The 26201-nt window shown below is 72.1% G+C and carries 26 protein-coding genes; 12 read left to right on the top strand and 14 right to left on the bottom strand.

The window, feature by feature from the left end; all coding sequences use genetic code 11:
- Positions 1–34 precede the first annotated feature (34 nt).
- Positions 35–832: an HAD family acid phosphatase gene (locus JK359_RS31390; protein ID WP_201842780.1), complete on the top strand. Its 798-nt coding sequence runs from the start codon at positions 35–37 to the stop codon at positions 830–832.
- A 96-nt stretch (positions 833–928) separates the two neighbouring features.
- On the opposite strand, the gene JK359_RS31385 is transcribed toward JK359_RS31390, so the two are convergent.
- The 6 genes from JK359_RS31385 to JK359_RS31360 all read right to left on the bottom strand — a co-directional run bounded on the left by JK359_RS31385 (position 929) and on the right by JK359_RS31360 (position 6976).
- The gene (locus JK359_RS31385; RefSeq protein ID WP_201842778.1) at positions 929–2386 is read right to left on the bottom strand and encodes a peptidoglycan D,D-transpeptidase FtsI family protein; all 1458 of its coding nucleotides are present in this window, start codon (positions 2384–2386) and stop codon (positions 929–931) included.
- A gap of 87 nt (positions 2387–2473) precedes the next feature.
- Complete coding sequence (locus JK359_RS31380; protein ID WP_201842776.1) at positions 2474–3133, bottom strand: response regulator transcription factor; 660 nt, start codon at positions 3131–3133, stop codon at positions 2474–2476.
- Entirely contained in the window at positions 3130–4386 is a 1257-nt protein-coding gene (locus JK359_RS31375) for a sensor histidine kinase (RefSeq protein ID WP_201842775.1), read from the bottom strand. The genes JK359_RS31380 and JK359_RS31375 overlap by 4 nt, the downstream gene beginning before the upstream one ends.
- Entirely contained in the window at positions 4383–5351 is a 969-nt protein-coding gene (locus JK359_RS31370; RefSeq protein WP_201842773.1) for a hypothetical protein, read from the bottom strand. Before JK359_RS31370 ends, JK359_RS31375 begins: the two co-directional genes overlap by 4 nt.
- A 223-nt stretch (positions 5352–5574) precedes the next feature.
- Positions 5575–6045, bottom strand: a complete 471-nt coding sequence (locus JK359_RS31365) for a GNAT family N-acetyltransferase (RefSeq protein ID WP_201842771.1) — start codon at positions 6043–6045, stop codon at positions 5575–5577.
- 157 nt (positions 6046–6202) lie between these two features.
- On the bottom strand, positions 6203–6976 hold the full coding sequence (locus JK359_RS31360; protein WP_201842770.1) for an IclR family transcriptional regulator: 774 nt from the start codon (positions 6974–6976) through the stop codon (positions 6203–6205).
- Positions 6977–7127: 151 nt separating this feature from the next.
- Here JK359_RS31360 and JK359_RS31355 point away from each other — a divergent pair, with 151 nt between their 5' ends.
- Positions 7128–8657 (top strand): aldehyde dehydrogenase (NADP(+)), encoded by a 1530-nt coding sequence (locus JK359_RS31355; RefSeq protein WP_201842767.1) that lies wholly within the window; start codon positions 7128–7130, stop codon positions 8655–8657.
- A 93-nt stretch (positions 8658–8750) separates the two neighbouring features.
- On the opposite strand, the gene JK359_RS31350 is transcribed toward JK359_RS31355, so the two are convergent.
- Positions 8751–10133 (bottom strand): MFS transporter, encoded by a 1383-nt coding sequence (locus JK359_RS31350; RefSeq protein ID WP_201842765.1) that lies wholly within the window; start codon positions 10131–10133, stop codon positions 8751–8753.
- Between the two features lie 49 nt (positions 10134–10182).
- Here JK359_RS31350 and JK359_RS31345 point away from each other — a divergent pair, with 49 nt between their 5' ends.
- From JK359_RS31345 to JK359_RS31335, 3 genes are all read left to right on the top strand, one after another.
- Entirely contained in the window at positions 10183–11181 is a 999-nt protein-coding gene (locus JK359_RS31345) for a GlxA family transcriptional regulator (protein WP_236678721.1), read from the top strand.
- Positions 11182–11291: 110 nt separating this feature from the next.
- Entirely contained in the window at positions 11292–12011 is a 720-nt protein-coding gene (locus tag JK359_RS31340) for a DsbA family oxidoreductase (RefSeq protein ID WP_201842763.1), read from the top strand.
- 171 nt (positions 12012–12182) lie between these two features.
- A complete protein-coding gene (locus tag JK359_RS31335; protein ID WP_201842761.1) occupies positions 12183–13244 on the top strand; it encodes an aminotransferase class V-fold PLP-dependent enzyme in 1062 nt (353 codons plus the stop codon).
- Between the two features lie 4 nt (positions 13245–13248).
- Here the strand turns inward: JK359_RS31335 and JK359_RS31330 are convergent, their stop codons facing one another.
- Positions 13249–13749, bottom strand: coding sequence for a MarR family winged helix-turn-helix transcriptional regulator (locus JK359_RS31330; protein WP_201842759.1), 501 nt, complete (start codon positions 13747–13749; stop codon positions 13249–13251).
- Between the two features lie 143 nt (positions 13750–13892).
- Between JK359_RS31330 and JK359_RS31325 the strand changes: the two genes are divergently transcribed.
- On the top strand, positions 13893–14954 hold the full coding sequence (locus tag JK359_RS31325) for an alkene reductase (RefSeq protein ID WP_201842757.1): 1062 nt from the start codon (positions 13893–13895) through the stop codon (positions 14952–14954).
- Between the two features lie 55 nt (positions 14955–15009).
- Here the strand turns inward: JK359_RS31325 and thpD are convergent, their stop codons facing one another.
- The 5 genes from thpD to JK359_RS31300 all read right to left on the bottom strand — a co-directional run bounded on the left by thpD (position 15010) and on the right by JK359_RS31300 (position 19564).
- Entirely contained in the window at positions 15010–15897 is an 888-nt protein-coding gene (gene thpD, locus JK359_RS31320) for an ectoine hydroxylase (protein ID WP_201842755.1), read from the bottom strand.
- 6 nt (positions 15898–15903) lie between these two features.
- A complete protein-coding gene (locus tag JK359_RS31315; RefSeq protein WP_201842753.1) occupies positions 15904–16308 on the bottom strand; it encodes an ectoine synthase in 405 nt (134 codons plus the stop codon).
- Between the two features lie 24 nt (positions 16309–16332).
- The gene (gene ectB / locus JK359_RS31310; RefSeq protein ID WP_201842751.1) at positions 16333–17604 is read right to left on the bottom strand and encodes a diaminobutyrate--2-oxoglutarate transaminase; all 1272 of its coding nucleotides are present in this window, start codon (positions 17602–17604) and stop codon (positions 16333–16335) included.
- A gap of 13 nt (positions 17605–17617) precedes the next feature.
- Positions 17618–18136 carry a diaminobutyrate acetyltransferase gene (gene ectA, locus JK359_RS31305; RefSeq protein WP_201842749.1) on the bottom strand — a complete coding sequence of 173 codons (519 nt, stop codon included), beginning with the start codon at positions 18134–18136 and terminating at the stop codon, positions 17618–17620.
- Positions 18137–18418: 282 nt separating this feature from the next.
- Positions 18419–19564: a pyridoxal-phosphate-dependent aminotransferase family protein gene (locus JK359_RS31300; protein WP_201842748.1), complete on the bottom strand. Its 1146-nt coding sequence runs from the start codon at positions 19562–19564 to the stop codon at positions 18419–18421.
- Positions 19565–19702: 138 nt separating this feature from the next.
- Here JK359_RS31300 and JK359_RS31295 point away from each other — a divergent pair, with 138 nt between their 5' ends.
- The 5 genes from JK359_RS31295 (at position 19703) to JK359_RS31275 (ending at position 24325) form a co-directional block, all read left to right on the top strand.
- Positions 19703–20551: a transporter substrate-binding domain-containing protein gene (locus tag JK359_RS31295; RefSeq protein ID WP_201842746.1), complete on the top strand. Its 849-nt coding sequence runs from the start codon at positions 19703–19705 to the stop codon at positions 20549–20551.
- Positions 20548–21381: an amino acid ABC transporter permease gene (locus JK359_RS31290; RefSeq protein WP_201842744.1), complete on the top strand. Its 834-nt coding sequence runs from the start codon at positions 20548–20550 to the stop codon at positions 21379–21381. Before JK359_RS31295 ends, JK359_RS31290 begins: the two co-directional genes overlap by 4 nt.
- Entirely contained in the window at positions 21378–22172 is a 795-nt protein-coding gene (locus JK359_RS31285) for an amino acid ABC transporter ATP-binding protein (RefSeq protein ID WP_201842742.1), read from the top strand. The genes JK359_RS31290 and JK359_RS31285 overlap by 4 nt, the downstream gene beginning before the upstream one ends.
- Before the next feature lie 18 nt (positions 22173–22190).
- On the top strand, positions 22191–23282 hold the full coding sequence (locus JK359_RS31280) for an amidohydrolase family protein (RefSeq protein ID WP_201842740.1): 1092 nt from the start codon (positions 22191–22193) through the stop codon (positions 23280–23282).
- 134 nt (positions 23283–23416) lie between these two features.
- Positions 23417–24325, top strand: coding sequence for an SCO1860 family LAETG-anchored protein (locus JK359_RS31275; RefSeq protein WP_201842738.1), 909 nt, complete (start codon positions 23417–23419; stop codon positions 24323–24325).
- Positions 24326–24472: 147 nt separating this feature from the next.
- Here JK359_RS31275 and JK359_RS31270 read toward each other — a convergent pair whose 3' ends face one another.
- The gene (locus tag JK359_RS31270; RefSeq protein ID WP_201842736.1) at positions 24473–25069 is read right to left on the bottom strand and encodes an NADPH-dependent FMN reductase; all 597 of its coding nucleotides are present in this window, start codon (positions 25067–25069) and stop codon (positions 24473–24475) included.
- Between the two features lie 113 nt (positions 25070–25182).
- Between JK359_RS31270 and JK359_RS31265 the strand changes: the two genes are divergently transcribed.
- The gene (locus JK359_RS31265) at positions 25183–26127 is read left to right on the top strand and encodes a helix-turn-helix domain-containing protein (protein ID WP_201842734.1); all 945 of its coding nucleotides are present in this window, start codon (positions 25183–25185) and stop codon (positions 26125–26127) included.
- Positions 26128–26201 lie beyond the last annotated feature (74 nt).

Below are 26201 nucleotides of genomic sequence, written 5' to 3'. Positions count from 1 at the left end.
TACATCACTCTCATCCACCAGATCCGGAGAATCCATGCGGAAGTCCCTCAAGGCGGTCGCTGCCGGCGCCGCCTGTGTCGTCGCCGGGGCGGCGCTGTACGGCGCGGGCACGGCCACCGCCGGCCAGTCGACGGCGAACTCCACCCACGAGCCGTACAACATCGGGCAGTTGGTGAAGGACATCGACACCTATTACGGCACCACCGCCGACAGCAACGGCGTCTACCAGGCGTCCCCGGACAGCCCGTACGCCAAGGACCTGGCGCGCCTCGACGGCGACGCCAGGCGTTACATCGACCGGGCCGCCCGCAAGGCGCACCACCGGGGCGAGCAGCCGGCCGTCGTCTTCGACATCGACGACACGCTGCTGCTCAGCCTCGACTACGAGAAGCGCACCAACTACACGTACAACCCCACCACGTGGAACGACTACGTGAACAAGGCGGACCGGCCGGCCGTCTTCGGCAGCCCGGAACTGGTGCGGTACGCCGAGTCCAAGGGTGTCGAGGTCTTCTACAACTCCGGCCTCAGCGACGCCCAGCGCGCCGCCGCCGTCGAGAACCTGAAGAAGATCGGCGCCGATGTGAACCTCGACGCCGACCACATGTTCCTCAAGGACAAGGCCAACCCGCCGGCCTACCTGAAGGACTGTGCCACCCCGGGCGCCTGGAACTGCACGACCGTGCAGTACAAGTCCGGCACGCGCCGGCACATCGAGGACGACCTGGGCTACGAGATCATCGCCAACTTCGGCGACCAGTACTCGGACCTGGACGGCGGCTACGCCGACCGCACGTACAAGCTGCCCAACCCGACGTACTTCGTCGCCTGACCTCCCCGACGGTCGGCCGTACGTCCTGAGCAGCCGCTCCCACCCGGCCCCCGCCACCGGCAGCACCGCGCCGGTGGCGGGGGTTCGTCAGTCCGCTCAGCTCTTCAGCGCGGCTTCCATCATGGCCTTGGCCACCGGTGCGGCCAGACCGTTGCCGCTCACCTCCGACCGTGCCGCGTCCGACTGCTCGACCATCACCGCGACGGCGACCTCCTTGCCGTTGCCGTCGGACTTGCCGTAGGAGGTGAACCAGGCGTACGGCGTCTTGCTGTTGTTCTCGCCGTGCTGGGCGGTGCCGGTCTTGCCGCCGACGGTCACCCCGTCGATCAGCGCGTTCGTACCGGTGCCGTCCTTCACCACCGTCTCCATGGCCGACTGCAGCTGCTCGGCGGTGGAAGAGCTGATGATCTCCTCGGTGCCCGCGCTGTCGTCGTAGTCCTTCAGCACATCACCGCCGCTGTCGGTGATCTGCGAGACCATGTGCGGCGAGACCAGCTTGCCGCCGTTGGCTATGGCGGCGGACACCATGGCCATCTGGAGGGGCGTGGCCGTGACGTCGAACTGGCCGATGCCGGACAGAGCGGTCTGCGCCTTGTCCATGTCCGACGGGTACACGCTGGGGTACGCCCGTACCGGCACGTCCAGCTCTTCGTCGTTGAAGCCGAACTTCTCGGCCATGGCCTTGACCTTGTCCTGGCCGAGCTGGACGGCCATGTGACCGAAGACGTTGTTGCACGAGTACTGCAGGGCGACCCGGATGGGCGCGTTCTTGCACGGCGCCGACTTGTTCTCGTTCCGCAGCGGGCGCACCGTGCCCGGCATGATGTACGGGTCGGGGCTGTCGGTGTGCACGTCGACGTTCTTGTAGAGCCCCTCCTCCAGCGCGGCAGCCGCCACGACGAGCTTGAACGTGGAGCCCGGCGGCAGCGGCTGGCGCAGCGCGCGGTTGGTGAGCGGCTTGTCCTTGTCGCCGGTGAGCTGCTTCCAGGCCTTGCCGGCGGTGTTGGCGTCGGTGAGCGAGGACGGATCGTACGAGGGCGTCGAGACGGCGGCGAGGATCCGGCCGGTCTTCGGGTCGATCGCGACGGCCCCGCCCTTGGTGTCGCCCAGCGTGCGGTAGGCCGCCTTCTGCACGGCGGGGTCGATCGTGGTGATCACGTCTCCCGGATCGGCACGCTCGCCGGTGACGGTGTCCATCACGGTCTTCAGCTGGTTGTCCGTGCCGTTGAGCAGGTCCTTGTAGATGCCCTCCAGCTGGGTGGGGGCGTAGGCCTGCGAGGCGTAGCCCGTCACCGACGCGTACAGGCTGCCGTCCTTGTACGTGCGCTTGTACGCGAGGTCGCTTCCCTTCGTCCGCGTGGAACCGGTGATCGCCTCTCCGGCCACGATGATGTTCCCGAGGGGCCGCGAGTACGTCGCGATCGCGTTCCGCCGGTTGTCGTTGTCGTCCGCGAGGGCCGTGCCGTCGTAGAACTGCACCCACGTCGCCCTGACCAGCAGGGCGAGCACGAGCAGCAGCGCGAAGACGGACGCCCGCCTGATCGTCTTGTTCATCCCGCACGGAAGACGAGCGGGAGGGGGACGAACGTTCCCGGGCGTCCGGTTTTCTCATCCCGGATTCAGGTCGCGCTCAGCCCGCACTCATCGTGCGCGCAGGAAGCCGGCCTCGTACGCGGCGATCACCGCCTGGGTGCGGTCCCGGGTGCCGGTCTTCGCGAGGACGGCCGCCACGTGCGTCTTCACCGTGGCCGGGCCCACCTCGAGGCGCCGGGCGATCTCGGCGTTGGTCAGCCCGGCGGCCATGTGCCGCAGCACGTCGCTCTCGCGGCCCGTGAGCGTCCTCACCCAGGGCGCGGCCGGCGCGGACGTGCCGGAGTGCGCAGCCGCGAGGGCCCGTACCGCCGACGGGAACAGCAGGCTGTCGGTCCGCGCGACCAGCCGTACCGCCTGCACGAGGGTGTCCGCGTCGGCCCGCTTCAGCAGGAAGCCGGCGGCGCCGGCGCGCAGGGCGTCGTACACGTACGAGTCGTTCTCGAAGGTGGTCACGACGATGATCCGCGGCGGCTCGTCCAGGGTGCCGGTGATCCGCTCGGTGGCCCGGATGCCGTCGGTCTCCGGCATGCGGACGTCCATGAGCACGACGTCGGGCCGCAGCTCCCGGACCACCGAGACGGCCTCCGTGCCGGTCGCCGCCTCGCCGACCACCTCCAGACCGGGCTCGGCGGAGAGGATGGCGCGCAGCGCGGTGCGGACCATGCGCTCGTCGTCGGCGAGGACGATACGGATGGGGGACCGGTTCATGCGGATCCTCTCAGGGGCAGTCGTACGTGCAGTCGCCACATGTCCCCGGACGGTCCCGCCTCCGCCGTACCGCCCAGCAGCCGGACCCGGTCGGCGATGCCGCGCAGGCCGTGCCCGCCGCCGGGCCGGGTCGTGGGAGCGGCCGGCCCCAGCGGGTTCTCGACGGTGACCTCCAGGCGGCCGTCGGCGCTGGTGATGCGGAGGGCGACCGGTTCGCCGGCGTGCTTGAGGGCATTGCTCAGACCCTCCTGCACGATCCGGTACGCCTCACGCGAGACCAGCGGCGGCAGCGCCTCGGGATCGGCGTCCACGGTGGCCGTCACGCGCTGCCCGCCGACCCGGGTCCGGCGCAGCAGCCCTTCCAGGTCGGACGCCAGGGTCGGCGCGGGCGCGGTGCCGGGCGCGTCCCCGTCCCGCAACAGGCCCAGCACGGCGTCGAGTTCGCCGACCGTGCGGCGGGTGGTGTCCTCGATGGCGGCGAGCGCCTCGCGGACGAACTCCGGGTCGCTGTCCAGGAGCCGGCGGGCGGCGCTCGCCTGGAGGGTGACCGCGCTCAGCGCGTGGCCGACGGAGTCGTGCAGTTCACGGGCGAGCCGGTTGCGCACGGCGAGGTCTGCGGCCCGGGCCTCGGCGGCGGCCAGCCGGTCGGCCGGGGTGGGTCCCAGCAGCGCGGGCGCCCAGTGCGCCAGCAGCGCCCCGCAGGCCGCGGCGAAGGCGGCGACCGCGAGCAGCATGGCAAGCCCCGCGACCGGCGCGAGCGCCAGCGCCCAGGGCCGGTCGAAGACCTCGGGGAGAACGAGCGGGGAGTCGCGCAGGCCGGCGAACAACGGCAGGACGATCACCACCACCGCGAACGGCGGCACGGCCAGCGACATCCCGGAGACGATCCCGCCGAGACCCAGGTGGAGCGTGAACCAGGCTGCCGTGCGCGCCCGTTCGGCACGGGTGCGGGCGGGACCGTGGGCGAGTTCACCGCCGGCGTCCCCGCCGATCCCGCACAGGGCCCGGACCGCGGCGGACTCCAGCGGCCGGGTCAGCGGGAACAGTGAGGTGAGGGCGGCGATCGGCAAACCGAGGGCGAACGCGCCCAGTTGCAGCGGAAGTGAGCCGAAGACGTTGTCCACGCCGGTCAGCGGCCCGACGACGACCGAGCCGACCAGGACGTACGGCATGGCGAGGGCGCCGCCCAGGATCAGGTGCACCCAGCGGCGCCGCGCCCGCCCGCCGAGGAGCAGGCCCAACACACCCGTCATCGCGGCTCCTCGGCGGAGCGGTCCGCGAAGTAGCGGGCGACGAGGGTCGCCACGAGGAAGCCGACGATCATCTGCACAGCGTAGGTCAGGCTCATCGCCGGTGTCGGGCCTCCGGCGGGGTCCCCGGCCATGACCAGCGTGCTGAGCGTCATCCAGCCGCCCCAGCACGCGGTGGCGCCGGAGCCGGCCCAGGCCAGTACCAACGGCACGGTGACCGGCAGGGCCCGGCCCCGGCGGAAGGCGAGCTGCCAGGCGCCGGTGCCGGCGGCGACGAGGAAGAGCAGGTGGACGACCTCGAGGAGCCGGTCGGTGCTCCCGTCCAGCCCGGCCGTGGAGCCCGCGGCCCACAGCAGCCGCAGCCCACCGGGGACCAGCGCGAGCAGCAGTGCCGTCAGGGCCGTCAGCCGCTGCGCGGGCGCGGTGGCCGGCGCGGGCAGCTCCCCGGCCCGGCCGCGCCACAGCCGCCCCCAGCGCCGCTGGGCGTATCCGGCGAACAGGGTGCCCAGGGCCAGTCCCTGCACGATGAACCCGCCGTACACCACGCCGAACACCCAGTCGTCGAGGAACGCCCGGTCGTCACCGCCGCCCGAGCCGCCCGGTACACCGGAGCGGACGAGCAGTTGCAGCGGGAAGCCGACCATGATCGGCGCCAGCAGTCCGGTGGCGGTCCACATGGGCACGGCCAGCAGCCAGGCCGGCACGCGCCGCCCCCACGGCCGGGTCAGCAGCAGGGCCAGTACGACGACGCACGCGTCCATGAGCACGGTGAGGCCGTTGGCGAGGGCCAGGGGCAGACGGTGCTCCAGCAGTGGGCTGCCGGCCGGTATGCCGAGGTGACTCCCCGCTATCCAGGCCACCTTGAGGCCGAGGTAGGGCAGACAGGCGCCGATGGCGACGAACCGCAGCAGTCGCGGTGCGGAGCGGCCGGCGACGGCGGCGGGAGCGGAGGAGGACGAGTGCGTCATGGCTCAACGTTCCCGCGCCGTCCGGGCGGTCCACGTCCTGCACCGCGACGATCCGGCTCCGCCGTTCGGGGGAGACCGGATCATCCGTGACACGGCCGGGCAGCGACACCGCCGTACCGGCGAGGCCGGGCGCCGCGGGATTCCGGCCGGGGCTGCTCAGCCTCGGCCCGCCTCGGCCCCGCCGGGCAGGCGTGCCGGGCCGGCGCGCCTGGATTCCGGCGGTTCAGACCGGTAGCCGGAGGACCACTTCCTCGATGTCCTGGTTCCGCACGTTCGCGAACCCGAAGGCCCGGGCTGACTCGCGGAAGCCGCACTTCTCCAGCACGCGCAGCGAGGCGGTGTTGTCGGCCGCCGCCCTGGCGTACAGCGGCCGTTCGGGAACCTCGGAGAGCAGTGCCCGCAGCGCCGCGGTGGCCAGCCCCCGGCCCCACCAGGCGCGGTCGATCCAGTACGTCACCTCACGCCCGCCCGGCTCACCGTAGACCGCCGCGTTGCCCACCACGCGGCCGTCGGCCAGGACCGTGCGCGTCACGGCGTCGGACGCCCGGATCTGCTGCCACCAGGCGTAGAAGGCGTCCCGGTCCCCCTGGTTCTCGGGGCCGAAGGCGGCCATGCGGAGCGCCTCCGGGTCGGTCATCTGCCGGAAGAACACCGGCAGGTCCTCGTCCTCCACCGTACGCAGCACGATCTCCATGGTCCCGAGCCTACGACCGCCACGGCCCGGCGGCCCGCAACGCGCGAGGCACGGATCTCCGTCCGTTCCACCGCCCGGCCGCGCGTCCCCGCAGCCCGGTCCGGGCCGTCCGGTGCGAGCGCGTGCGGTCCCCGGCGTCCGTCCCCCCGTCGCCGGTTCAGAGCCTGCGGGTCGCCAGGGCCAGCCGGTCCCGCGCGTCGAACAGCGCGTCCTTGATCATCTGCTCGTGGGCGGGGGTCAGCCGGGCCACCGGCACCGAGCAGCTGATCGCGTCCCGGGCCGGAGTGCGGTACGGGATCGCCACGCCGAAGCACCGCAGGCCCAGCGTGTTCTCCTCGCGGTCGACCGCGAGGCCCTGCTCCCGGACCTGGTGCAGCTCCTCGATGAGGTGCTCCCGGTCCGTGATGGTGTGCTCGGTGAGGCCGGGCAGCGTCTCCGGCAGCAGCTTGCGGACCTGCTCGTCGGTGTAGGTGGCGAGGATCGCCTTGCCGAGGGAGGTGGAGTGCGCGGGCAGCCGGCGGCCGACCCGGGTGAAGGGGCGCAGGTAGTGCTGGGACTGGCGGGTGGCGAGGTAGACGACGTTGGTGCCGTCGAGCCGCGCCAGGTGGATCGTCTCCGTGGTGTCGTCGGAGAGCCGGTCCAGGGTCGGGCGGGCGGCGGCCACCACCTCGTCGCCGTCGATGTACGACGTGCCCACGAGCAGCGCCCGCACCCCGATGCCGTACCGCGTGCCCGTCGCGTCCGTCTCCACCCAGCCCAGCTCCACGAGCGTGCGCAGCAGCATGTACAGGCTGGACTTGGGGTATCCCACGGCCTCCTGGACGGCCGCGAGGGAGTGCATGCCGGGCCGGCCGGCGAAGTATTCCAGCAGCTCAACGGTCCGCACCGCGGACTTGACCTGTGCTCCGCCGGCTGTGTCGCCTGCCGTCATCGCCCTTGACCCTTCGTTCGACGAGGACCTGAGTTATATAGTCTCCGAACAACTTATTCATCATCAGAGACAGTGTTCAGTATATCGAACGCGGCTGATGGCTGACCTGGGTAGTTCTGGATAGTGCGGCCTTTACTGGGAGGGACCCGCGGTGGCAGCAGGACCAGTCTGGAGTGTCGACCCGCGCACCGGGAAGCAGCGTGAACAGGTTGCGGTGGAGGCCACAGCCCAGGAGGTGGACACGGTCGTCCGGGCGGCCCACGCCGCGCGGGGCGCCCTCGCCGACCGCACGGTCCGTGCCGCCTTCCTGCGCTCGGCCGCCGCGGCCCTGGAGGCGGCCAGGGGCGGTCTGGTCGAGACCGCCGACGCCGAGACGGCCCTGGGGCCGACCCGGCTGAGCGGCGAACTCGCCCGTACCGTCTACCAGTTGCGTGCCTTCGCCGGCATCGTCGACGAGGGCGCCTTCCTCGACGTCGTCATCGACCACCCCGACGACACCGCCACCCCGCCCGTCCCTGACCTGCGCCGCTACAAGGTCCCGCTCGGGGTCGTCGCCGTCTACTCCGCCTCCAACTTCCCCTTCGCCTTCTCCGTCGCCGGCGGCGACACCGCGAGCGCGCTCGCCGCGGGCTGCCCGGTCGTCGTCAAGGCCCACCCCGACCACCCGGCCCTGTCCGAGCTGGTCGCCAAGGTGCTGCGCCGGGCCGCCGCCGAACACGGTGTCCCGGAGGGCGTCGTCGGCCTCGTGCACGGCTTCGAGGCGGGCGTCGAACTGATCAGGCACCCGCTCGTCGCCGCCGCGGGCTTCACCGGTTCGGTACGCGGTGGGCGGGCGCTCTTCGACGCGGCCGCCGCCCGTCCGGTGCCGATCCCGTTCCACGGTGAGCTGGGTTCGCTGAACCCGGTCCTGGTGACCGAGGCCGCCGTGGCCGAGCGTGCCGAGGAGATCGGCGCCGGGCTCGCCGGTTCGATGACCCTCGGCGTCGGCCAGTTCTGCGTCAAGCCCGGGCTGGTGCTCGTGCCGTCCGGTGCGGCGGGCGACCGGCTGGTGAAGTCCCTCACCGACGCCGTCAGCGACACCGAGGCCGGGGTGCTCCTCGACCACCGCATGCGGGACGACTTCGTCGCCGGGGTGGCCGGGCGTACGCGGTTGCCCGGTGTGGACAGCCCGGTCACCCCGGGCGCCGGCGGCGAACACACGGTCAGCGCGGGCTTCCTGACGTTGCCGGCGGACCGGCTGACCGAGGAGGGCGCGTACGACCTGCTGCTGGAGGAGTGCTTCGGTCCGGTCACCGTGGTGGCCCGCTATGCGGACGACGCCGAGGCCAGGGCGGTGCTGGGTCGCCTCCCGGGGAACCTGACGGCGACGGTCCAGCTGTCCTCCGAGGAGGCCGCAGGTCAGGGACGGGGCGCGGAGATCCTCGCCGAGCTGACCCCGCTGGCCGGACGCGTCCTGGTCAACGGCTGGCCGACGGGTGTCGCCGTGGCGCCGGCCCAGCACCACGGCGGCCCGTACCCGGCGACCACCTCCACCTCGACCTCCGTGGGCGGTACGGCCATCGAGCGGTGGCTGCGGCCGGTGGCCTACCAGAACGCACCGCAGGCGCTCCTGCCGCCGGAACTCCGCGACGACAATCCGCTGGGACTTCCGCGGCGGTTCAACGGGGCTCTCGAGCGGTAACGCCGCACAGCCGCGGGCCGTCCGACCGCGGGCGGCCCGCGGCCGGCCGGGCCGCCGCAGGCGGAGCCGCGCGGTGACACCTTCCCGCGGCCCTCAGACGCCTTCGGACGCCCCGCGCCGCAGGGTGCGGTGGCCCAGCGCGAAGGACGCCGCGAAGAGGCTCGCCCCCACCAGCAGGCTCGCCCGCATCCCCGCGGCGAAGCCGTCCGACACCAGCACGCCGAACACCGCGATCCCCAGGCCGCCGGCCACCTGCCGCGCCGCGTTGAGCACCCCGGCCGCAAGGCCGGCCCGCTCGGCGGGCACGGCGTCCAGCATCACCGCGGTCAGCGTCGGGATGGTCAGCGCGCAGCCGAGGCCCATCGGTACGAGGAGGGCGGCCACCACGGCGGCGGACGTGCCGGCGCCGACGCAGAGCAGGGCCAGCAGGCCCACCAGCGCGAGCGCCTGCCCCAGCAGCATGGGCAGCCGCGGACCGTACCGTCCGGACAGCTTCCCGGACACCACGTTCGTCACCGCGATCAGCGCGGACATCGGCAGGAACACCAGCCCGGCGACCAGTGCCGAACGTCCCTGCACCTGCTGGAGGAAGAGGGAGACGACGAACAGCATCCCGTAGAAGGTGACGCTGCACGCCGCCCCCGCCGCGACCGCCACCCGTACCGACCGGCCGCGGAACAGTGCGAAGGGGACGACCGGATGCGGCTGCCGCCGCTCGATCCGCACGAACAGTACGGCCGCGACGACGGCCACGGCGAACGCCGCGACCCCGGTCGTGCCGCCCTCGATCACCGCGAACGTGACCGCGGCCAGGGCGACCACCGCCGTCAGCTGGCCCGGCAGGTCCAGCGGGGCCGGCCGGCGCTCGGAACGCGGCGCGCGCAGCAGCAGGAGCAGGGTGACCGCGCCCAGCGGCACGTTGATGAAGAAGATCCCGCGCCAGTCCCAGACCGTGGTCAGCGCACCGCCCGCCACCGGGCCGAGCGCGATCGCCACCGACCCGCCCGCCGCCCAGGCCGCCACCGCCCGGCCCCGCCGCGCCGGATCCGGGTACGCCTGCCGCACCAGGGCGAGCGAGGCGGGCAGCACCACCGCCGCCGCCACGCCCTGCACCACCCGGGCGCCGACCAGCGCGGGCAGGTCCGGTGCCAGGCCGCAGGCCACCGAGGCCATGGTGAACACCGTGATGCCGAGGGCGTACGCCCGGCTCGCCCCGACCCGGTCCGAGAAGGCGCCGGTGGAGAGCATCAGTGCGGCGAGGGCCAGGGTGTAGCCGTCGAGGACCCACTGGAGCCCGGCCATTCCGCCGCCGAGGTCGGCGCCGATCGCGGGGATGGCCACGTTCACCACGGAGGCGTCGAGGGAGGTGAGCGCGAAGCCCAGGAGGGCCGTGGTCAGCGTCACGGCGGGGTGGACCGCGAACTGCCGCCCGGATGCGGGCAGTCGGGTGCCGCGCACGGTCTGGTTCGTTGACATGCGCCCATACTGCGGATCTTGCCCGGCGTACAGTAGTGGCCTGAATGCCATGCATCCGGAGGTTCTGGCCATGCTCCGTGTCGCCGTCGTCGCGTCACCGCCCGTGTCGATGTTCAACCTCGCCATCCCCGAGATGCTCTTCGGGAAGGTCGAGACGGACGGCCGGCCCGCCTACGACGTGGTGATCTGCGCGCCGGACCCCGGCCCCGTGCCCACGTCCGGCGCGCTGGAACTGCACGTCCCGCACGGTCTGGAGGCGCTGCGGGAGGCGGACACGGTGATCGTGGCGGGCACCGGCAGGCCCTTCGATCCGGACCCGAGGGTGCTGGCGGCCCTGCGCGAGGCCGCCGCGGCGGGCGTGCGCATCGCCTCCATCTGCTCCGGCGCCTTCTCGCTCGCCGAGGCCGGTCTGCTCAAGGGGCGTACGGCCACCACCTATTGGGCGCACGCCGAGGAGATGCGCCGCCGTCATCCCGACATCGACGTCCGGGGTGACGTCCTCTACGCCCAGGACGGCCAGTTCCTGACCTCCTCCGGGTACGCCGCCGGCATCGACCTGTGCCTGCACATCATCCGCACCGACTACGGCGCGGCCGTCGCCAACGAGGTCGCCCGGCTCGCCCTGGTGGCCCCGGTCCGGCCCGGCGGCCAGGCCCAGTTCACCCAGACCCCGCTGCCGCCCGAGCGGGGCACCGCCTGTGCCGACACCCGGGGCTGGGCCATGCGCAACCTGGACAAGCCGCTGACCCTGACCGACCTGGCCCGGCACGCCGGCGTCTCCGTCCGCACCCTCAGCCGCCGGTTCCACGCCGAGAGCGGGGTCACCCCGCTGCAGTGGCTGCTGCACCAGCGCGTCGAGCGCGCCAAGGAACTGCTCGAGACCACCCGGCTGTCCATGGACCAGGTGGCCGCCGCCTGCGGTCTCGGCACCGCCGACTCCCTCCGTGCCCACCTGGTCCGCCGTACCGGCCTCACCCCGAGCGCCTACCGGGCCCAGTTCAGCCGGCACGTGCCGGGGCAGCGGGCGGCGACGCCCCCGGCCGCGTGAGCGGTGACCGGACGGCGGGGGCCGTCCGGGAATGAAGCATCCTGCTTGAACGTTCACGTACCGAGGCGGGGGAGTTCCCGCACCCGTTCGACCTGGAGAGAGCCGAAGACATGCGCGTCGAGATCTGGAGCGACATCGCCTGCCCGTGGTGCTACGTGGGCAAGGCCCGCTTCGAGAAGGCGCTCGCTGCCTTCCCGCACCGCGACGAGGTCGAGGTGGTGCACCGTTCCTTCGAGCTGGACCCGGGCCGCGCCAAGGGTGACGTCCAGCCGGTGATCACCATGCTCACCAGGAAGTACGGCATGAGCGAGGCGCAGGCCGCGGCCGGCGAGGACAACCTGGGCGCCCAGGCCGCCGCCGAGGGCCTGCCCTACCGCACCCGGGGCCGCGACCACGGCAACACCTTCGACCTGCACCGCCTGCTGCACCTCGCCAAGGAGCACGGCAGGCAGGACGAGCTGATCCAGGTCTTCTACCGGGCCAACTTCGCCGAGGAGCGGTCCGTCTTCACCGAGGGCGACGAGCACCTGGTGGAGCTGGCCGTGGAGGCCGGACTGGACGCCGACGCGGTCCGTGCCGTGCTCGCCGACCCCGACGCGTACGCCGAGGAGGTCCGCGGCGACGAGCGCGAGGCCGCCCGGCTCGGCGCGACCGGCGTGCCGTTCTTCGTCCTCGACCGGAAGTTCGGCGTGTCCGGCGCCCAGCCCGCCGAGGTCTTCGCCCAGGCGCTGGCCCAGGCCTGGGGCGAGCGTGCCCCGCTGCGGCTGGTGGACCAGGAGGACGCCGGGGCCTGCGGTCCGGACGGCTGCGCGGTCCCGCAGCACGGCTGAGAGCACCGGCACGGCTCAGGGCCCCGGCACGGCTGAAAGCCCCGGCACGGCTGAGGGCCCCAGCACGCACCGCTGAAAGCGCAGGTCGGCGCGGTCGTATAAGCGCTCCTAAGGGGAACCGCGTAAAAATTCGCAATGGACGGGGAGTTCCCTGGGCCGCAGAGTGGTCCCATGGAGACCACGGAGACGTTCGAGAGCCTCGTCCGCGCCGAGTTCAGCCCGAAGAGCAGCTTCCTCAACACCGCGTCCAACGGCCTGCTGCCCGCCCGCACCGTGGCCGCCCTCCGGGAAGCCGCGCTGCTGCGGGCCGAGGGCCGGCCGCTGGCACCGCTGTACGAGGACGTGGAGACGAGCCGGGCCGCCTTCGCCCGGCTCGCCGGCGTCCCGGCCACCCGGGTCGCGGCGGGCGCCTCGGTCGCCGCGCACACCGGTGTGATCGCCGCCTCGCTGCCCGCGGGCGCCGAAGTCCTCACCGCCGAGGAAGACTTCACCTCCGTGCTCAACCCCTTCCACGTCCGTGGCGACCTGAGGGTGCGCGCGGTCCCGCTGGAGCGGATCGCCGAGTCCGTCCGGCCGGGCACCGCACTCGTCGCGGTCAGTGCCGCCCAGTCCGCCGACGGGCGGATCGCCGACCTGCCCGCCCTGCGCGAGGCCGCCCGCGCCCACGGCGCCCGCACCTACGTCGACTTCTCCCAGGCCGCCGGCTGGCTGCCGATGGAGGCGGACGCCTACGACTTCACCGCGAGCGTCTCCTTCAAGTGGCTGCTGGGCCCGCACGGCGCGGCCTTCCTCACCGTCCCGGAGGACCTCGGCGGACTGACCCCGCTGCTCGCGGGCTGGGTCGCGGCCGAGCGGCCGTGGGACAGCTGCTACGGCCCGGTGGCCGAACTCGCCCGCTCGGCCCGCCGGTTCGACCTCACCCACGCCCTGTTCACCTTCGCGGGCCTGCGCAGGTCCCTCGAACTCGTCGAGGAGCTGGGGGTGGCCGCGATCCACGCCCACGACGTCGCCCTCGCCGACCGTTTCCGGGCCGGACTCGCGGACCTCGGCCACGAGCCGGTGCCCGCCCCCGGCTCGGCGATCGTCTCCGTCCCCGGACTCGGAACCCGGCAGCCGGAGCTGAGCGAGGCGGGCATCGAGGTCTCCGACCGGGCCGGCAACCTGCGGGCGGCCTTCCACCTCTACAACACGGCCGCCGACGTGGACCGCCTGCTGGACGCGTTGTCCGGCTGACCGCTCAGGTCCCCGCCGCGTTCCGCCCGCACAGGTTGGCCTCGACCCGGCCGAGCAGCGCGAGCAGCTGCTCGCGCTCGGCCGGGGCCAGCCCGTCGAAGCTCTCCTCCTCCAGCGCGCTCCAGGCGCGCTCCACCTCGGCCAGCAGCCGGTTGCCCGACTCCGTCGCCTCCACCAGCACCGCGCGCCGGTCCGCGGGGTCGGGCAGCCGCCGCACGTGCCCGGCCTGCTCCAGCCGCTGGAGCATCTTGGTCGCCGTGGACGGGTCGATCCCGAGCCGCCGGATCAGCTCGGACTGGCGGGCCGGGCCGCTCTCCCACAGGTGCATCATCACCAGCTCCTGGCCCGGGTAGAGCCCGAGCCCGCGGAGCAGTCCGGCCGCCGCCGTGCGGTGCAGCCGTGCCACCCGGCTCAGTGCGTGGCTGACCGGGCCGCCCCGGGCGGCCGAGGGCAGCCCGCAGACGTGTCCGGCCGCCTCCGCCGCCGGTTCCCTGGTGGCGTCCATCGCCGCTCCCGCATCTCTCCGACTTCGGGTGACCGTCCCCCGAAGCCTACTCACGGCAATTTACTTGGTCGGCCAATGAATGTCGTAGGGTGGGACCCGGCCGCTTTACTTGGCCGACCAACTATTGGACCCGGGAGACCTCCGTGACCACCGCCTTCGACCCGATCGACGTTTCCGGCCTCCGCCTGGCCAACCGCATCGCCATGGCCCCGATGACCCGCAGCCGCGCAGCCGACGGCGGCCTGCCCACCGGCCTCACCGCCGAGTACTACGCCCAGCGCGCCTCCGCCGGACTGATCGTCACCGAGGGCATCCAGCCCTCGGCGGTCGGCCAGGGCTACCCGGACACCCCCGGCCTGCACACGTCCGACCAGGTCACCGCCTGGCGTACCGTCACCGACGCCGTGCACGCCGCCGGCGGCCGCATCTTCGCCCAGCTCATGCACACCGGCCGCATCGGCCACCCCGCCCTGCTGCCCGACGGGCTCGTCAACGTCGCGCCCTCCGCGGTGGCGGCGAGCGGTCAGGTCTACACCCACGAGGGGCCCAAGGACTTCGTCACACCCCGCGAACTCACCGGCGAGGAGATCGAGGCCACCGTCGCCGACTTCGCCGCGGCGGCCCGCAACGCCGTGCGGGCCGGCTTCGACGGGGTCGAGCTGCACGGCGCCAACGGCTACCTGATCCACCAGTTCCTCGCCCCCGGGAGCAACCTGCGCACCGACGAGTGGGGCGGCTCGGTGCCGGGCCGCATCCGGTTCGCCGTGGAGACGGTCGGGGCCGTCGCCGAGGCCGTGGGCGCCGGGCGCACCGCCCTGCGCCTGTCCCCGGGCAACGTCTTCAACGACATCGAGGAGCCCGAGCCGGACGCCGCGTACACCGCGCTCGCCGACGCGCTGGAGCCGCTGGGCCTGGCCTATCTGCACGTGATGGAGGCCCCGGGCCGCCGGGAGCTGACCTCGGTCCTGCGCAAGCGGTTCAGCGGGGTGTTCGTGCTCAACCCGGCGACCGAGGGCCCGACCGGCCCGGAGGCGCTGGACCTCGTCGCGGACGGCACGGCCGACCTGATCGCCTACGGTCAGCTCTTCCTCGCCAACCCCGACCTGCCGGCCCGGCTGAAGGCGGGCGGCCCCTTCAACACGGCCGACCCGGCGACCTTCTACGGCGGCGGAGCCGCGGGATACACCGACTACCCCGCGCTGTGACACACCCCGGGGGGCCTCCGCGCCGAACGCGGAGGCCCCCCGGGGTCGCGCGGGGTCACCGAACGGGAGTGAAGTCCCGTGCCCCGATGAACTCCGGCCGGCGGACCGGTGCCGCGAACGGATCCACGGCCGTGTTCTCCACGCTGTTGAACACGATGAAGACGTTGCTGCGCGGGAACGGCGTGATGTTGTCGCCCGAGCCGTGCATGCAGTTGCAGTCGAACCAGGTCGCCGAGCCGGCCTTGCCGGTGAACAGCCGGATGCCGTACTCGCCCGCCAGCTCCGTCAGCGCCTCGTCGGACGGGGTGCCCGCGTCCTGCATCTGCAGGGACTTCTTGTAGTTGTCCTTCGGGGTGGCACCGGCGCAGCCCAGGAACGTCCGGTGCGAGCCCGGCATGATCATGAGGCCGCCGTTGGTGTCGTGGTTCTCGGTCAGCGCGATCGAGACGGACACCGTGCGCATGTTCGGCAGCCCGTCCTCGGCGTGCCAGGTCTCGAAGTCCGAGTGCCAGTAGAAGCCGCTCGCGCCGAAGCCCGGCTTCACGTTGATCCGGGACTGGTGGACGTACACGTCCGAGCCGAGGATCTGCCGGGCCCGGCCGACCACCCGCGGATCGCGCACCAGGTTCGCGAACACCTCGCTGATCCGGTGCACCTCGAAGACCGAACGGATCTCCTTCGACTTCGGCTCCACGATCGAGCGCTCGTCCAGCCGTATCGCCGGGTCGGCGACCAGCCGGTCCAGCTCACTGCGGTAGACCTCGACCTCGTCCGGGGTGATCAGCTGGTCGACGGCGAGGAAGCCGTCCCGCTCGTACGACTGGAGGTCGGCCGTCGTGATCGGTCCGGGCGTGTCCGGGGAGCCCCAGACGACCGGGTCCTGGCGGGGGACGGTCACCTCGGTGGTGCCGCGGGTGGGGTAGAGATCGGTGACGGTGGTCATGGGATGTCACACCTCCTCGGGCTCGGTGAGCAGCGGGTAGACGCCGTTCTCGTCGTGGTCCTCCCGTCCGGTGACCGGCGGGTTGAACACGCAGATGCAGTGGAAGTCCTCCTTGACGCGCAGCGTGTGCCGCTCGTGCCCGTCGAGGAGGTACATGGTGCCGGGGGTGATCGTGTACGTCCGGCCGGCCTCGTGGTCGGTGAGTTCGGCCTCACCCTTGGTGCAGACGACGGCCTCGATGTGGTTGGCGTACCACATCGACGTCTCGGTCCCGGCGTACAGGATGGTCTCGTGCAGGGAGAAACCGACCCGCTCCTTGGCGAGGACGATCCGCTTGCTCTCCCAGGTGCCGGACGCCGCTCTGACGTGCCGGTCGGTGCCTTCGATGTCCTTGAACGATCGGACGATCACGGTGCTGTGTCTCCTCCTTGCAGATCAGACGGTTTCCCGGACGGCGCGGGCGAGGATGCGCAGACCCTCGTCCAGCTCGTCGGGGGTGATGGTCAGGGCCGGCAGCAGCTTGACGACCTCGCCCTCGGGACCGGACGTCTCGATGAGCAGCCCGAGTTCGAAGGCGCGCCGGGCGACCGCCGAGGCGCGGTCCTTGTCGCGGAACTCCAGGCCCCACACCAGACCGCGGCCGCGGTACTCCTTCACGTCGGCGAGGTTCTCCTCGGTGACGGAGATCAGCGCCTGCTCGACCTGCTCACCGCGGGCGCGGGTCTGCTTCTCCATGGCCGAGCCGTCGGTCCAGTACGCCTCCAGGGCCGCGGTCGCGGTGACGAAGGCGGGGTTGTTGCCGCGGAAGGTGCCGTTGTGCTCGCCCGGCTCCCACACGTCCAGCTCGGGCTTGAACAGGCACAGCGACATCGGCAGCCCGTACCCGCTGATCGACTTCGACACCGTGACGATGTCCGGTGTGATGCCCGACTCCTCGAAGGAGAAGAAGGCGCCGGTACGGCCGCAGCCCATCTGGATGTCGTCGACGATCAGCAGCATGTCCTGCCGCTCGCACAACTCCTTCAGCGCGCGCAGCCATTCGGGCCGGGCGACGTTGATGCCGCCCTCGCCCTGCACGGTCTCCACGATCACCGCGGCGGGCTTGTTCAGTCCGGAGCCCTGGTCCTCCAGCAGCCGCTCGAACCACAGGAAGTCCGGGACGGTGCCGTCGAAGTAGTTGTCGAACGGCATCGGCGTGCCGTGCACCAGCGGGATGCCGGCGCCGGCCCGCTTGAAGGCGTTGCCGGTCACGGCGAGGGAACCGAGGGACATGCCGTGGAAGGCGTTGGTGAACGAGACGATCGCCTCGCGGCCCTTCACCTTCCGCGCCAGCTTCAGCGCGGACTCCACGGCGTTGGTGCCGGTCGGGCCCGGGAACATCACCTTGTACGGCAGGTCGCGCGGGCGCAGCACCAGGTCCTGGAAGGTCTGCAGGAAGGACCGCTTGGCCGTGGTCGACATGTCCAGGCCGTGGGTGACGCCGTCCCGCTCCAGATAGTCGATCAACGCCCGTTTCAGCACGGGGTTGTTGTGGCCGTAGTTGAGCGACCCGGCACCGGCGAAGAAGTCGAGGTACGCATGGCCGTCCTCGTCGTACATGCGGCTGCCCTGTGCACGGTCGAAGACGGTGGGCCAGCCGCGGCAGTAGCTGCGGACCTCGGACTCGAGGGTCTCGAACACGCTGAGGTCGGGCTGGGTGATGGTCACGGTGATTCGCTCCTCAGTGGGGGGTGGAGTCGGTCAGCGGGCCGATGCGGAACAGGACTTCGGGGTCGTGCGGGCCGTCCGGGAACAGGTCGGCGCCGAACAGCACCTCACGCTCGACCCGGGCGCCGTGCCGGGCGGCGAACGAGGTGAACAGGCGCTCGGAGGCGGTGTTGCCGGGGGTGATGGTGGTCTCCACCTCGGTGATGCCGCGCTCGGCGGTGAGCCGTGCGGTCAGCTCGTCCAGCAGTGCCGCGGCGATGCCGTGGCCCCGGTGGGCGGAGTCCACGGCCACCTGCCAGACGAGCAGGGTGTGGGGGCGGTCGGGACGCACGTACCCGGTGACGAAGCCGACCGGCTCCCCGTCCGCACCGCGCGCCACCGCGGAGGTGCCGGCGAAGTCCCGGCACCACAGCAGATAACTGTACGAAGAGTTCAGGTCGAGCGTTTTCGAGTCCCTGGCGAGACGCCAGAGGGCGGCCCCGTCAGTCGTTGCAGGTCGTTCGATGAGCAGGTCTGCTGGTGCGGCAGTCATGCGGCACGAATTTAGCGAGGCGAATTCGAAAATGCACGGGAGGTCCTCCCTGGCTCTCCCAGCGCACTGGTGAAATGTCCGTAATCTACCGGGGCAAATCAGGACAGATTCTTGTTTCTGTGGAGTGTGTCACAGGGCTCAAGTCGCCGGAAATCGAGCCGCAAACTCCCCGGTTTAGCTCTGCAAAAAGCGGGAAGAAGAAGACGGGAAGCTATCGTCGGTGGAATTGGCGGGGATTGTGAAAGTAAATTGAATTCGCTATTCGCGGTCCCGTCGATTCGTTCACGCAGAAAACCCGCGGACCGTCTCGTCCGTCCCCTGCGCGGCCTGCCGCCAAGCCCGCTCCACGGCCTGCCGGGCGCTCACGGGGTCGACCGTCAGCCCCTCCCCGGCGAGTGCCGCCCCCAGCGCCGCCAGCGAGTCCTGCACCGCGCCCGGCGTCGCGTCCGGCCCGTAGTGGTTGACCCGGATCATCTCCTCGGCCAGCGCGCCCCCGCCCGCGGCCAGCGGCAGCGCCGGATCGCTCTCCAGGGCCCGCGCCACCAGCTCCGACGCCACCACCCCGGACGGCACCCGCAGGGTCGTGGCCACCGGCGCCGCGTCCTTCTCCGCGTACACGTACGGCTCCAGGCCCCCGCCCAGCGCCACGGCGCCGGCCCGCGTGGCCAGCGCGGCACCCCGGTGCCGCGCCATCACCGCGTCCAGACCGGCCGACTCGATCCGCTCCAGGCACGCCTCGAGCGCCAGCATCTCCAGCTGGGCCGGAGCGTGCGGCAGCGCCCGGCGGCCGGCGTCGATCCAGCGCTCCTTCCAGTCCAGCAGGGAGAGGTAGGAGCGGCGCGGGGCGTTCGGGTTGGCGGCCATCCGGACCCACGCCCGCTCGCTCACCGAGATCGCCGACACGCCCGCCGGGCCGCCCATCGCCTTCTGCGCCCCGATCACGCACAGGTCCACGCCCCACGCGTCCGGCAGCACCGGCTCGGCGCCCACGGAGGCCACCGCGTCCAGATAGAAGAGGGCGCCGTGCTCCCGCACCACCTCGCCGATCTCCGCCACCGGGTTGGTGTTGCCGGTCGCCGCCTCGGCGTGCACCAGCGACACGAAGTCGATCTCCGGGTGCGCGGCGAACGCCTCCCGGATCTGCTCCGCGGTCACCGCGGTGTGGAAGGGGACGGACAGGTCGTGCACCGTCGCGCCGGAGTCGCGCAGCCAGTTGCCGAAGGTCTGCCCGTACGGGCCCGTGATCACGTTCAGGGCCACCGTGCCCGGACCGGCCGCCGCACGGATCGCGCCCTCCAGTGGCAGCAGCGCCTCGCCCTGGGCGATCAGGACGTCCTGCCGGGTGTCCAGCAGCCGGGCCACGCCGTCCTCGACGGCGGCGAAGCGCTCGGCACTGAGCGGGGGCAGGTCGAGGAAGGGGTGGCTCACGGCGGTGCTCTCTTCGTTCTCAGGGGTCCGACTCCACCGATCTTAGGTCGAACCGCCTCAGAGCCATCGGTTTGATTTGAGAGACTCAAACCTTTCCTTATAATCGGAACCCTCAGTTCCCCCACAGGAGATCTCCCCATGAATACGCTCGTCGGGCGCCGGACCCGCCTTCTGGCCGCCACCACCGCGACCGCCGCACTCGTGCTCGTCGCGGCCGGCTGCTCCTCCAGCGACTCGGGGAGCGGCAAGACCACCGTCAAGGGCGTCCACCTCGCCAAGGGGGGACAGCTGACCACCTGCACCCACCTGCCCTACCCGCCGTTCCAGTCGGAGATCGACGGCAAGGTGCAGGGCTTCGACGTCTCCCTGATCGACCTCGTCGCCAAGGACCTCGGCGTCAAGCAGGCCATCCTCGACACCCCGTTCGAGAACTTCAAGACCGGCGCCTTCCTGAACTCCGGCGAGTGCGACCTGGCCGCGGCCGGCATGACGATCACCGACGAGCGCAAGAAGAACGTCGACTTCTCCGACCCGTACTTCGAGGCCACCCAGGCCGTCCTCGTCGACAAGAAGAGCGGCGTCGACTCGCTCGCCGACGTCAAGGCCAAGGGCAAGAAGCTTGGCGCCCAGGCGCAGACCACCGGTGAGGACTACGTCAAGGCCAAGGGCTACGACCCGATCTCGTTCGAGTCCTCCGACGCCGTCCTCAACGGCCTGCGCACCGGCCAGGTCCAGGCCGTCGTCATCGACTACCCGGTCGTCCAGGGCTGGCTGAAGGACAAGGCCAACGCGGACAAGTTCCAGGTCGTCGACAACCTCAAGACCGGTGAGCAGTACGGCTTCACCGTGAAGAAGGGCAACACGGCGCTGCGCGACGCCATCAACAAGGCGATCAAGCAGGCCAAGGCCGACGGCACCTACAAGAAGATCTACGAGCAGTGGATCGGCCCGTACAACGCGTCCGTCGCCTCTCCCGCGGCGTCATGACCGATCTCGAGGTACCGGTCCAGCCGAAGAAGAAGGGCCTGACCCGGCGTCAGAAGCGCAGCCTGTCCCGGGCCGCGCAGTACGCCGTGTTCGTCGCCGCCGTGATCGCCTTCGCGGTCACGGCGGACTGGGGCCGGCTGCAGAACCAGTTCGCCCAGGCGGACATCGCGAAGCAGATGTTCCCGGACGTCATCACGCTGGCGCTGAAGAACACCGTCCTCTACACGCTGTCCGGCTTCGTCGTCGGCCTCGTCCTCGGCATGGGTCTCGCGCTGATGCGGCTGTCCTCCGTGGGGCCGTACCGGTGGCTGGCGAGCGTCTACATCGAGATCTTCCGCGGCCTGCCCGCCCTGCTGATCTTCATCTTCGTCGGCGTGGCGGTGCCGCTCGCCTTCCCCGGCACGGAGATCCCCGGCGGGACGTACGGCAAGGTCGCCCTCGCGCTCGGCCTGGTCTCGGCCGCCTACATGGCGGAGACCATCCGCGCCGGCATCCAGGCCGTGCCCAAGGGGCAGCTGGAGGCGGCCCGCTCGCTCGGCTTCTCACCGGCCAAGGCCATGATCTCGATCATCATCCCGCAGGCCTTCCGGATCATCCTGCCGCCGCTCACCAACGAACTCGTCCTCCTCTTCAAGGACTCCTCGCTGGTGCTGTTCCTCGGCGTCACCCTGGAGGAGCGGGAACTGTCCAAGTTCGGCCGCGATCTGGCCAGTACGACCGCCAACTCCACGCCGATCCTGGTCGCGGGACTGTGCTACCTGCTGGTCACCATCCCGCTCAGCTTCGTCGTCCGCCGTATGGAATCCAAGGCCCAGGAGGCGATCCGGTGAGCCGCCCGGAGATCGAGGTCCGAGGGCTGCACAAGTCCTTCGGCGACAACGAGGTGCTGCGCGGCATCGACCTGGAGATCGGCCAGGGCGAGGTCGTCTGCGTCATCGGCCCCTCCGGCTCCGGCAAGTCGACGCTGCTGCGCTGCGTGAACCTGCTCGAGGAGCCCACCAAGGGCCAGGTCTTCGTCGGCGGCACCGAGCTGACCGACCCAGACGTCGACATCGACGCCGTACGCCGCCGGATCGGCATGGTCTTCCAGCAGTTCAACCTCTTCCCGCACCTGAACGTCACCGAGAACCTCACGCTGCCGCAGCGCCGGGTCCTCGGGCGGGACAAGGGGACGGCCGCGAGGATCGCAGCCGAGAACCTGGCCCGGGTCGGCCTGGCCGAGAAGGCGGACGCCTACCCGTCCTCCCTCTCCGGCGGCCAGCAGCAGCGCGTGGCCATCGCCCGGGCGCTCGCCATGGGCCCCGAGGTGATGCTCTTCGACGAGCCGACCTCCGCGCTCGACCCGGAACTCGTCGGGGACGTCCTCGCCGTCATGCGCAGGCTCGCGCGCGAGGGCATGACGATGATGGTCGTCACGCACGAGATGACCTTCGCCCGCGAGGTCGCCGACCGGGTGGTCTTCATGGACGGCGGGGTGGTCGTCGAGGACGGCAGCCCCGAGCAGGTCATCGGCGACCCGCGGCACGAGCGCACCCGGCACTTCCTCTCCCGGCTGCTCGACCCGGCGATGGCCGAGGTCGAGGAGGAGACCTCCGACCAGGTGGGGAAGTCCGAGCGGTAGCTCACTAAGGTGCCGGGTATGAGCGATCACGCGGTGCTGCACGTGAAGGGCCGGGTCCTGGCGGGGCCGGAGGACGTCCGCGACGAACTGTGGGTGGTCGGGGGCCGGATCTCCTACGACCGCCCCGCCGGGGCCCGGGACGTCCGGACCGTCGAGGGCTGGGCGCTGCCCGGCCTGGTCGACGCGCACTGCCACGTGGGCCTCGGCGCCCACGGCCCGGTCGACGCGGACACCGCCGAGAAGCAGGCGCTCACCGACCGGGGGACCGGCACCCTGCTGATCCGGGACGCGGGCTCGCCCTCCGACACCCGCTGGATCGACGACCGCGACGACCTCCCGAAGATCATCCGAGCGGGCCGGCACATCGCCCGCACCCGGCGCTACATCCGCAACTACGCGTGGGAGATCGAGCCGGACGACCTCGTCGCCCACGTCGCCCGGGAGGCGCGGCGCGGCGACGGCTGGGTCAAGCTGGTCGGCGACTGGATCGACCGCGACCTCGGCGACCTGTCCCCCTGCTGGCCCCGGGGGGCCGTCGAGGCCGCCATCGCCGAGGCGCACCGGCTCGGCGCCCGCGTCACCGCCCACTGCTTCGCCGAGAGTTCCCTGCGCGACCTGGTCGAGGCGGGCATCGACTGCATCGAGCACGCGACGGGTCTCACCGAGGACCTCATCCCGCTCTTCGCCGAGCGGGGCGTCGCGATCGTCCCCACCCTCGTCAACATCGCCACCTTCCCCAAGCTCGCGGACGGCGGCGACAAGAAGTTCCCGCGCTGGTCCGCCCACATGCGCCGGCTGCACGAGCGGCGCTACGACACCGTGCGCGGCGCCTACGACGCCGGCATCCCGGTCTTCGTCGGCACGGACGCCGGCGGCTCACTGGCCCACGGCCTGGTCGCGGAGGAGGTGGCCGAACTGGTCACCGCGGGACTCCCGCCGGTCGACGCCCTCGCGGCCACCAGCTGGGCGGCCCGCAAGTGGCTCGGCCGGCCCGGCCTGGAGGAGGGGGCCCCGGCCGACCTCGTCGTGTACGAGACCGATCCCCGGGCCGACGTACGGGTGCTGGCCGCGCCGCGACGGGTGGTGCTGAACGGGCAGGTTGTCGAGTAGACGTGCCCGTGATTCGAATCGGCGAGCGAGATATCCACGTTCGAGTGAAGTGACCCTGGAGAGCTGACCGTTCACCCACAGTGCGTACAAGGTTGACGGGTCCCAAGCATGTCCCGTCTGGGGGTCCCACCGCCTTGAACAGCAATGATTTCCGCATGCCCGCTCGCCGTCTCGTCGTACTCGCGACGGCCACCGCCCTCGCCGGGGCGCCCGCGGTCCTGGGCGCGAGCGCCGCGCACGCGACCGGTGACCACGGTCGCGCCTCCGCCGTCGTCCTGCGCACCGGGCTCGACGTGTCCCTGCTCAACAAGACCGTGAACGTCCCGCTCGCGGTCTCCCTCAACGAGGTCCGGGCGCCGCGGAGCGCGGACCGGACCACCCTCTCCGCCCGGCTCGACGGCGTCGACGGCGGCAAGCCGTTCACCGTGCTCGCCGCGGACGTCGCCGAGGCCAGGGCCACGGCCACGGCGAAGCGTGCCGAGGGCTCGGTCCGGGTCGCCCACGCCAAGCTGCACGTCCCCGGCCTGCCCCTGCTGTCCCTGATCGAGGCCGACACGATCACCGCGAAGGCCACCTGCGACGCCGGCAAGGCGCCGGCCGCCTCCGCGAACGTCCTCGGCGTGGTCCGTGTCCTCGGCAAGCGCGTCACCCTCACTGCCGGCGGCTCGACGGAGGTGAAGGTGCCAGGCGTCGGCGAGGTGCGCCTCGACCTGTCCCAGCACCGGACCACGACCCGTACGGCCGCCGCGACCGCCCTCCAACTCAAGGTCTCCGTCAACCCGGCGAAGCTCAACGTGGCCGACGTGCAGGGCACGGTCACGCTGGCCGAGGCCACCTGCGACTCCCCGATGGCCCCGCCCACCGGGAAGCCGGTGCCGAGCCACGACCCGGCCGCCGACGTCCGCCCGCAGGGCGCCGCGGCGCAGGCCGGCCTCGCGCAGACCGGCGGCAGCTCGGCGACCCCGTACATCGCGGGCGGCGCCCTGGCGTTGCTGCTGGCCGGCGGGGGAGCGGTGACGGTGGCCCGCCGCCGCAAGAACTGACACCGCCAACAGGGCCGTTCCCGGGCCGGCACCCGCCGGCCGCGTCCCGGCCGCGTCCGGGGTCCGGCCGACCGCCCACCGGCCGCGTCCCCGGTCCGTGGTCACCCGCCGGCCGCGTTCCCGGACCGGCGGTCGTCCCGGGTGCGGTCATCCCGGGTAGGGAGCGGCCTCCCGGCCCGCGCGGAGGGTGCCGGCCCACCAGGACAGCTGGTCCAGCAGGACCTTGGCGTAGCCCGGGGCCTCGGTGTCGAGCGGCCGGCCGTCCTGCCACGCGGTGAAGTAGTTCGGGAAGGCCAGCCCGTCCCGGACGGTCACCGCATGCAGTTCGGTCAGCACGTTCTCCAGGTGCAGTACGGCGTGCCGGCCGCCGGCCGCGCCGCCGTAGCTGACGAAGGCGACGGGCTTGGCCGTCCACTGCGTGAAGTGCCAGTCGATGGCCGCCTTCAGCGAGGCGGGGTAGCTGTGGTTGTACTCCGGCGTGACGACGACGAACGCGTCGGCCTCCTCCAGCGCCGAGGTCAGCGGGGCCATTCCGGCGGGCCGGGGGTAGCCGTCGCCGGCGAACTTCGGCGGTGCGGCCGGCAGCGCCAACGGGATCTCGATGTCCGCCAGATCGACGACGTCCACCTCGAACCCGCCGTGGGCACGGGCCTGTTCGGCCACCCACGATCCCACCACCGGGCCGAACCGGCCCTCCCGGACACTTCCGACGATGATCAGCAACTTGTGCGTGGTGTTCTCCATGCCCTCCACGATCAGGCGCTCCGCCGACGGTAGCCAGGCCGGGCTCAGGCTGGCCCCCGCAGGGCCACCCTGAGCCCTCCACCGGCCGCGGGCGACCCCATACCCTCGCACTCATGGGAACACCACTGGGGGACTTCATCCGGACCAAGCGGGACAGCATCCAGCCGGAGACACTGGGCCTGCCGGAGCGGGGCCGGCGCCGCTCACCGGGCCTGCGCCGGCTGGACCTGGCCGCGCGGGCCGGCATCAGCGTCGAGTACCTGACCCGGATCGAGCAGGGCCGGGACCGCAACCCGTCGATCCCGGTGGTGAACGCCCTCGCCGACGCCCTCAGCCTCGACCCGGCGGAACGCAGCCACCTGCGCTACCTCGCGAAGATCACCGGCGGCGAGTGCACCGCGCACCCGCGTCCGGCCCCGCCCCGGCGGGAGGTCCGGCCCTCGGTCCTGCGAACCCTGGAACTGCTGGAGCCGGGCATCGCCGTGGTGACCAACCGGCTCGGCGACATACTCGCCCACACCAGTGGCTTCGCGACGCTGACGAGCGGCACCGGGCTGCTGGACACCGACGCCCGGACCGGCAGCGGCAACGGCACCGGCAGCGACGCCAGGAACGGGAACGGCACCGGCACCGGTAACGGGAACGGCATCGCCCCCGCCCCCGGCACCGGCACCGGCACCGGCACACCGAACCTCACCCGGTACGTCTTCACCGACCCACGCGCCCGGGCGTTCTTCGCCGACTGGGACGACGTCGCGGACGAGCAGGCCTTCGACCTGTGGCTGGGCCCGTCCGTCGAGAACTCCGAATGGCTCAGCGCGGAACTGGCCCCCGTGGCCGGCCCCGACTTCACGAGCCGTCTGAACCGTCATGTGGTGCCGCAGCGGGGAACCCTCCGGCTGAACCACCCCGCGGGCCCCGCACTCCGGTTCATCCGCGAGACGCTGGACGTAGCGGCGGACGCCCAGCAGATCGTGGTGTTCCTGCCGGCCGACGAGGAGACCACGACGGCACTCGCACAACTCCGGGAACGCCCGAAGCTCAGGGCGATCTCGTAACCGCCCCGGCCTCCCGGCCGCCCTCACCCATAATTCCCCGTGCCGGGACCCGAGTTGCGAGGCCGACGGTTCCC

Origin of the sequence: Streptomyces actinomycinicus, from assembly GCF_016741775.1 — a bacterium.
GTDB lineage: Bacteria > Actinomycetota > Actinomycetes > Streptomycetales > Streptomycetaceae > Streptomyces > Streptomyces actinomycinicus.
This window is presented reverse-complemented; position numbering and strand designations above follow the sequence as displayed.